This window comes from Saliniramus sp. (assembly GCF_035311605.1).
In the GTDB taxonomy this organism is placed as follows: domain Bacteria; phylum Pseudomonadota; class Alphaproteobacteria; order Rhizobiales; family Beijerinckiaceae; genus Saliniramus.
Map to the genome: position 1 here is coordinate 1 of NZ_DATGCW010000321.1, position 6,924 is coordinate 6,924.

At 66.2% G+C, this 6,924-nt stretch carries 9 protein-coding genes; 4 read left to right on the forward strand and 5 right to left on the reverse strand.

Going from position 1 to position 6,924, the window contains the following annotated elements; genetic code table 11:
* The coding region (locus VKP01_RS14200; protein WP_324413389.1) for a VWA domain-containing protein at nucleotides 1–564 on the forward strand (564 nt) is incomplete at its 5' end.
* Nucleotides 561–1,313 carry a DnaJ domain-containing protein gene (locus VKP01_RS14205; RefSeq protein ID WP_324413391.1) on the forward strand — a complete coding sequence of 251 codons (753 nt, stop codon included), beginning with the start codon at nucleotides 561–563 and terminating at the stop codon, nucleotides 1,311–1,313. The genes VKP01_RS14200 and VKP01_RS14205, both read left to right, overlap by 4 nt.
* A gap of 123 nt (nucleotides 1,314–1,436) precedes the next feature.
* On the opposite strand, the gene VKP01_RS14210 is transcribed toward VKP01_RS14205, so the two are convergent.
* Nucleotides 1,437–2,993 (reverse strand): serine hydrolase, encoded by a 1,557-nt coding sequence (locus VKP01_RS14210; protein WP_324413393.1) that lies wholly within the window; start codon nucleotides 2,991–2,993, stop codon nucleotides 1,437–1,439.
* A 283-nt stretch (nucleotides 2,994–3,276) separates the two neighbouring features.
* Here VKP01_RS14210 and VKP01_RS14215 point away from each other — a divergent pair, with 283 nt between their 5' ends.
* Nucleotides 3,277–3,612, forward strand: coding sequence for a phasin family protein (locus VKP01_RS14215; protein ID WP_324413395.1), 336 nt, complete (start codon nucleotides 3,277–3,279; stop codon nucleotides 3,610–3,612).
* A 121-nt stretch (nucleotides 3,613–3,733) separates the two neighbouring features.
* On the opposite strand, the gene VKP01_RS14220 is transcribed toward VKP01_RS14215, so the two are convergent.
* From VKP01_RS14220 to VKP01_RS14230, 3 genes are all read right to left on the reverse strand, one after another.
* Nucleotides 3,734–4,159 carry a cupin domain-containing protein gene (locus tag VKP01_RS14220; protein WP_324413397.1) on the reverse strand — a complete coding sequence of 142 codons (426 nt, stop codon included), beginning with the start codon at nucleotides 4,157–4,159 and terminating at the stop codon, nucleotides 3,734–3,736.
* A gap of 158 nt (nucleotides 4,160–4,317) precedes the next feature.
* Nucleotides 4,318–4,866, reverse strand: a complete 549-nt coding sequence (locus tag VKP01_RS14225) for a MerR family transcriptional regulator (protein WP_324413398.1) — start codon at nucleotides 4,864–4,866, stop codon at nucleotides 4,318–4,320.
* A gap of 65 nt (nucleotides 4,867–4,931) precedes the next feature.
* Nucleotides 4,932–5,243 carry an integration host factor subunit alpha gene (locus tag VKP01_RS14230; protein WP_324413400.1) on the reverse strand — a complete coding sequence of 104 codons (312 nt, stop codon included), beginning with the start codon at nucleotides 5,241–5,243 and terminating at the stop codon, nucleotides 4,932–4,934.
* 384 nt (nucleotides 5,244–5,627) lie between these two features.
* Between VKP01_RS14230 and VKP01_RS14235 the strand changes: the two genes are divergently transcribed.
* A complete protein-coding gene (locus tag VKP01_RS14235; protein ID WP_324413402.1) occupies nucleotides 5,628–6,527 on the forward strand; it encodes a uracil-DNA glycosylase in 900 nt (299 codons plus the stop codon).
* Nucleotides 6,528–6,538: 11 nt separating this feature from the next.
* On the opposite strand, the gene VKP01_RS14240 is transcribed toward VKP01_RS14235, so the two are convergent.
* The coding region (locus VKP01_RS14240) for a CoA transferase (protein WP_324413404.1) at nucleotides 6,539–6,924 on the reverse strand (386 nt) is incomplete at its 5' end.

Consider the following 6,924-nt stretch of genomic DNA (forward strand, 5'->3'; position numbering starts at 1 on the left):
CAGCCGACCTGGGATCTGGCCTGCTCGGTCCAGACGGGGATGTTCGAAACGACGGCGCGGATCGGCGGACTCGCCGTGCAACTCGTCTATTTCCGCGGCTTTCGCGAATGCCGGGCCTCGCGCTGGGTCTCCGATCCGCGCGCCCTCACCGAGATCATGACCGGGCTGCGCTGCCAGGGCGGCCTGACGCAGATCGAGCGCGTGCTGCGCCATGTCCGCAAGGCGGCGCAGGAGCGGCGTATCGCCGCCTTCATCTATGTCGGCGACGCCATGGAGGAGCATGTCGATACGCTCTGCGCGCTCGCCGGTGAGCTCGGGGTGATGGGAATCAGGGGCTTCTTCTTCCAGGAGGGCGACGACCCCGACGCGACGGCGGCCTTCGCCGAGATGGCACGGCTCACCGGCGGCGCGCATGAGCGCTTCGATGCAGCCGCACCCGGCGCCCTCGAAGCGCTGCTGCGGGCAGCCGCGACCTATGCGGCAGGCGGCATGGGGGCCCTGCACAGGCTCGCCCAGGGCGATGCCGGTGCGCGGCGCCTGATTACGGCGATGAAACGCTCATGATATCACTGCTTTATGGCGTCCTCGCCGTTCTCCTCTTCTGGTGGCTGGCACGAGTCTATGCGCGCACAAATCCGCAGGTACTGGTGCGTTTGGTCAAGATCGTCGCCGGAACGGCGGCGTTGGCGCTCGCCGCGCTCATGCTGGTGCGCGGACGCATCGATATGGCGCTGCTGATCGGCGGTTTCGCCGCCTGGTTGCTGGGCTGGAGCACGGGCCTTCCCGGTCTGCCCAGGGGCCTTGGCCGGCTGGGGCCCGGGGGGACAAACCAGCCCTCCAGCGGCCCCGCCACCGGCAAGACCTCGCGCGTGCGCTCGGCGATGATCGAGATGACCCTCGATCACGACAGTGGCGAGATGAACGGCAACGTCCTTGCCGGCGCCTTCGCCGGACGCGCTCTCGACGCGCTCAGCGAACGCGAATTGCAGACGCTCTACACCGAATGCGCCGGCGCCGGCGACCAGGAGGGCCTGCGTCTGTTAGAGGCTTATTTCGACCGCCGGTTTCCCGGTTGGCGTGAAGACACTCATGCTGACGCTGACGCGGGGGCGGGCCGCGAGGCCGAGGCGGGCGCGATGACGGAAGAGGAGGCCTATCAGATCCTGGGGCTTGAGCCGGGGGCGGATGCTGCCGCCATCAAGCGCGCGCACCGCGCGCTGATGCTGAAGCTCCATCCCGACCAGGGGGGGTCGACCTACCTCGCGGCCCGGGTGAACCAGGCCAAGGACATGCTCTTGAGCCGACATCGCTGATACTCCACGCGCGATGGTCCGAACGGGACCATGGTCGGTTACGCCACTTACAGGAGCGGCCGGAAGATGCCGGTCGCTCCGCACTCGAAAGGTTCGCCGGACGTGCCCCGGCGGCGTCGCCGATCAGCTGCGCGACGCGAAACAGGCAAAGCCGCGACGCTCCAGCTGGCGGCAGGCATCGCGCGCCGCGCCCTGGGTATCGAAGCCCGAGAAGCGCGCACGGTGAAGCGTCGTCCCCCCGGTCTGGACCGGCTCGGTGAAGGGCGCGGCCGCGCTCAACGGGCCGCCGACACGGTTACGGGCGTTCTCCAGCATCTCCAGGGCGGCGCGCTTCGAATCGACTGCGGCGATCTGCACGACCCAGGGTGAGACTGCGACGGGCTCCGGCTCGGGCTCGGCCGGTGTTGCAGCCAGCGGCAGCGGGGCCGCTGCGGATGCGCTCGCGAGTTGTACGGGCGCGGATGAGGCTGCGTCCGACGGCGCATTCTGATCGACTGCGTGACGTGAACCCAGATCGGCAGGCGGCAGCGGAATCGAACCGGTCGAATCGGCGAAAGAAAGCACCTGCCCATCATTCTGGTTGCGTGCGGCCAGGGCTGCAGCACCCTGACGCAAGGTACCGGAAGAAGCCGGCGTCACGGTATTGCCGGCATTGCGCTCGGGCGCCACTGCGGGGCGCATGGCCGCGAGATCAAGCGGCCCGCCGGTGGCCGAGGCGCTGGCAAAAGCAGCCGGCGGCACACCGATATCGGCGGGACGTGCTGGGGGCAGGACATTCGGCACGAAGGCCACCGCGCCGGCGACATTCATCACCGGCGTCTGACGGGCGCCCGCATAGGCACGCGGCAGATTGTTCTTGACCAGCCGCTCGACGATCCCGTCGCGATGCGCACCGGAGCGCCCGCCCATCACCACGGTGACGATGTGGCGGCTGTTCGTCTTGGCATTCGTCATCAGGTTAAAGCCGGAGGCGCGGATGAAGCCGGTCTTGATGCCGTCAACACCGGTGACGCGTCCGATCAGGCGGTTATGGTTGCGGTGCGTGGTGCCGTTGAAGGTGAAGTTGCGGCGGGAGAAATAATGGTAATACTGCGGGAAGCGGTCCTGTACGGCGATCGCGAGGATCGCCATGTCGCGCGCAGAGGTGACCTGTTCACGATTGGGCAGACCATGTGCGTTGCGGAAGGTCGTGCGCTTCATTCCCAGCGCCCGCGCCGTGCGGGTCATCTCACGGGTGAAGGCATCGACACTGCCACCGAGATTCTCCGCGATCGCGGTGGCGACGTCATTGGCCGAACGCGTCGTCAACGCGAGGATGGCATTTTCCACCGTGATCGTCGATCCGGCGCGCAGGCCCAGCTTCGAAGGCGGCTCGGCGGCAGCGCGCGATGAAACGCGCAGCGGCGAATCGAGGCGTAGCGCACCGCGCTCCAGCTGCTCGAAGACGAGGTAGAGCGTCATTACCTTGGTCAGCGATGCGGGGAAGCGTGTCGCGTCGGCATTCTCCGCATGCAGCGTCCGTCCCGTCTTGACGTCGATGACGACAGCGGCGTAGGGCGGATTATAGGCATGCACGGGCGTGGCAGCGACGAGGCACGCGGCCAGCACCATGGCGGTCGCCACGAGCGCTGCGGCGAAGCGCGATGCAATGCAGCGCAGGGGAAAATTACGCAAAACCATGTGAGACCGTCCCTGTGTCAGCGGTCGAGAACCCTTGGCGCGTTCGGCCCCCCGGCACTGGTGTCCACCACCATTGCGAACGCGTCACAAGCTTCACCCTGCGGGAATCGCGGTTACGGACGGGTTAAGATCAAAACCGAATTTTCCGGCTCTTGTTGCAGCGCAACATAAATCTTGACATCGATTGTGCAGTGCACATATAAGGGGCAATCGGCTGATCGCGCATGTTCGGCCGTCAGGCTCAAACGAACAGAGGCGGCGCATCGCGCGCCGGAGATCGCAGATGATGAACCAATTCGAAGACATGCAGAAGTTCGGCAAGGAAAGCATGGACGCCACGATGAAGGCGTTTGGTGGTGTTTCCATGGGTGCCCAGGCGATCGCCGTCGAGAGCGCCGACTTCGCCAAGAAGTCTTTCGAGCAAGGCACCTCCACGATGGAGAAGCTCGTCGGCGCCAAGTCGCTCGACAAGGCGATCGAAATCCAGACCGACTACGTCAAGAGCTCTTACGAGGCGCTTGTGGCCCAGTCGACGAAGGTCGGCGAGCTCTACGCCAACCTCGCCAAGGAAATGATGAAGCCGGTCGAGACCGCGATGGCCAAGACCGCCGCGAAGTAAGACCGCCGCGAAGTAAGACTGCCGATGACGCGAGGGCGAAGCCGCTCCCCGAGTTGCCGCCCTTTCCATCAAGCCCGTCCGCTATCAGGCGGGCGGGTTTTTATTCGGGCGAAGCGCTTCATCACCGCCCCTGCGGTTTGGCGGCAACGGTTTCGAACTCCGCCGGCGACGTGATTTCCAGCAATTCCAGATCCTGCGAATGTTCGATTTCGCGATGCAGGATGCCGGGCGGCTGGTTCACGCAGGAGCCGGCTTCGAGCAGCACCTCCCCGACCCCGTCATATTCGAACCGCACCCAGCCCTTGAGCACGTAGACCATCTGGAAGTCGAGCACGTGGTAATGCCACTCCCCCGAGGCGGCATCTCCGGGCTTGGCGCGAATGACATGGGCCTGGATACGCCCGTCCGTGACCGGCTTCATGCCGAGATCGCGGTATTCGAAGAAACCGCGCAGACCACCGTCGAACTGCGCGTCCTTCGCATGGGTAACGACGAAATCGGCGGCGGGATCGCGCGCTGCATCCGTCCTTGTCTGATTCGGGCTCATGGAACGTCTCCTCTTCCGGCGCGCCATTCTTCAGCGATCGCGTCTCGTGACGGCGTCGCGGGTTCAACCAGACTCAGGGTATGCCCGCAAGCCCGATGCGTCATGCGCCGTGACGCCCTGGCCGTATGTGCATCCCTGCGACGCGGGCACGAATCGCATCAGCTCTCGGAATCACCGGCGAGCATGAGATTGTCGAGAACCCGCCGGCATTCACGCAATTCGTCGAGCGCGGCGCGCAATTGCCCGCGATCGAGCGCGGCCCGGCGGCCCTTGGCGAGGGTGCCCATTTCGAGGGGGATTGCCGCATCTGCCGCGTCGTCGTCATGGCCCATATCGGCTGCGGCGGCATCATCACCGCGACTTGCCCGCGCCCGGGCGTCGACATCAGGCTCTGCCCCCTCCTGCGTATCAGCAGGCCGTGCTTCCAGCGTGACCTCGCCGCGCCCGATTGCCTCGACGGCGCGCACACCCTCGCTCTTGAGAATGCGCTGAACGCCCTTGATCGTGTAGCCTTCGGCATAGAGCAGGCGGCGGATGCCCTGGAGCAGATCGATATCGCTCGGACGATAATAGCGCCGCCCGCCCGCCCGCTTGAGAGGTTTGATCTGCGCGAATCTTGTTTCCCAGAAGCGCAACACATGCTGGGGCAGGTCGAGATCCTCAGCGACTTCGCTGATGGTACGAAAAGCGTCCGGACTCTTTTCCATTGCGCCAGCCTGCCCCCGGATCAGACGACCCCCTCATTCGCAACGCGCGGCGAACCCGCCCGAGCTCATTCGCCGTCGGAATCGTTGTCGCCGTTGATCCTGGCCTTCATCACGTTGGAGGGCTTGAAGACCATGACGCGGCGCGGTTCGATCGGCACCTCGACGCCGGTCTTCGGATTGCGCCCGATCCGCTCACCCTTCTCACGCACGACGAAGGATCCGAAGGAGGACAGCTTCACCGTCTCCCCCTGCTCCAGCGTTTCGCAAATTTCGCCGAGCACGGATTCGACCAATTGGGCCGATTCGGTACGCGAAAGCCCGACACGTTGATAGACAGCCTCCGAAAGATCGGCCCGGGTCACGGTCTTGCCCGCCATGGTTTCCCCCATTCACAATGCTGGATGCCAGCCCTGTATACCAGCGCAAAGACGCTATTCCCAAGACAGGCCGGAATCAACACGGGAATCGCGGATTCGCGCGCGCGGCGCGGATAGAGGCAGATTCGACGGGATCAGGGGGAAATCGATATCGACAGAGTCAGCGGGTCGATAGCCGGCATTGCATTGTCCAACGAATCATCCCCTTGCCGCGCAACTGCCGCCCCATCACGCGGCGAGGACTAAGAATTCAGACCCTGCATGAGGCCGGGTACGCCCCGCCCATCATAAATCAGCATCTCCACTAAGCTTGCCCCCACCGCGCAAAACCCCGATAACCGGGCGATGGAGACGTCGCGGACGGGCGCTCCGGCGGGAGGTTGGATGCACACGGCACAGGATCAGCGGGCGGCTTTGACGGCATTGCTCGAATTCCATGCCGCGTCCGGCGTCGACGTGGCGCTGGACGAGGCGCCGATCGACCGCTTCGCCGATGAGCGGGAGAAGCGCGCGCGCGATGCCGAGCGCCGCGCCGCCGGGATCGATGTCCGCGCCCGCGCCGCCGACAGCGCAGGCGCGCCCTCCCCTGAAACCGCCCCGGCTCCCGCCCGCGCGGCGCCCGGCGCAGCCGTCGGTCTCGATCCGCAGGAAGCCGTTGCCGGCGCGCAGGCGCTCGCGGCAGCGGCCACCGATCTCGCCATGCTGCGCGAGAATCTCGCCGGCTTCGACGGCTGCGGGCTCAAGCTTTCCGCGAAATCGCTGGTCTTCGCCGACGGCACGTCGGGCGCGCGGGTCATGCTCGTCGGCGAGGCACCGGGATCGGAGGAGGACCGGCAGGGCAAGCCCTTCGTCGGTCGCTCGGGGCAATTGCTCGACCGCATGCTCGCCGCGATCGGGCTCGACCGCTCCAGCGTCTATATCGGCAACGTCATCCCCTGGCGCCCGCCCGGCAACCGCACCCCGACGCCGCAGGAAGTCGCGGCCTGCATGCCCTTCATCCGCCGCCAGATCGAACTCGCCGACCCCGATTTCCTGATCTGTCTCGGCGCGCCCTCGGCCCAGGCGCTGATGGAGATCAGCACCGGCATCCTGAAGGCGCGCGGGCGCTGGCAGGACTTTGATACCGGCAAACGCGTGATCCGCGCCATGGCGACCCTCCACCCGGCCTACCTGCTGCGCCAGCCCTCACAAAAACGCCTCGCCTGGCGTGATTTGAGGGCTTTGCGCCGTGCGCTCGATGCGGGCGCGGGTGACGCTGCGACGGGGAGCGATGCGGGCGGATGATTTGGCGTGGATCAATCCTCGCCCCCCAACACCCGATCCGTATCCGCCCCCAGAACCGGCGCCGGGTGCGCGCCGCCCCGGGCGCCTGCTCCATCGTGATTCGAAAAGCGCAGCGGCGAGGCCGGGGTCAGGACGGGGCCGATGCCGGGATGGTCGACCGTCTGGAACATCGGGTTGCGCGTGCTCGCCCGCCAGTCCTGTGCGAGCATCTGTTCCACGTCGCGGAACGGGCTCCAGCACACTGCCGTGCCCGCGAAGGAGGCGGTGATCTCGTCGAGATTGCGCGCTGCGACCCATTCCCCCATCAGCGCGGCGATGGCGTGGCGGATGCGGTAGCGCTCTTCCTCGCGGGTGAGATCGGCCGCGAAGGCGGTGGCGAGCGCCTGCATGCGGGCTT

Coding starts and splice junctions, on each gene's coding strand:
- VKP01_RS14230 (WP_324413400.1), bottom strand. CDS start 5,243: ATGGCGGGCAAGACCGTGACCCGGGCCGATCTTTCGGAGGCTGTCTAT.
- VKP01_RS14235 (WP_324413402.1), top strand. CDS start 5,628: ATGCACACGGCACAGGATCAGCGGGCGGCTTTGACGGCATTGCTCGAA.
- VKP01_RS14225 (WP_324413398.1), bottom strand. CDS start 4,866: ATGGAAAAGAGTCCGGACGCTTTTCGTACCATCAGCGAAGTCGCTGAG.
- VKP01_RS14215 (WP_324413395.1), top strand. CDS start 3,277: ATGATGAACCAATTCGAAGACATGCAGAAGTTCGGCAAGGAAAGCATG.
- VKP01_RS14220 (WP_324413397.1), bottom strand. CDS start 4,159: ATGAGCCCGAATCAGACAAGGACGGATGCAGCGCGCGATCCCGCCGCC.
- VKP01_RS14210 (WP_324413393.1), bottom strand. CDS start 2,993: ATGGTTTTGCGTAATTTTCCCCTGCGCTGCATTGCATCGCGCTTCGCC.
- VKP01_RS14205 (WP_324413391.1), top strand. CDS start 561: ATGATATCACTGCTTTATGGCGTCCTCGCCGTTCTCCTCTTCTGGTGG.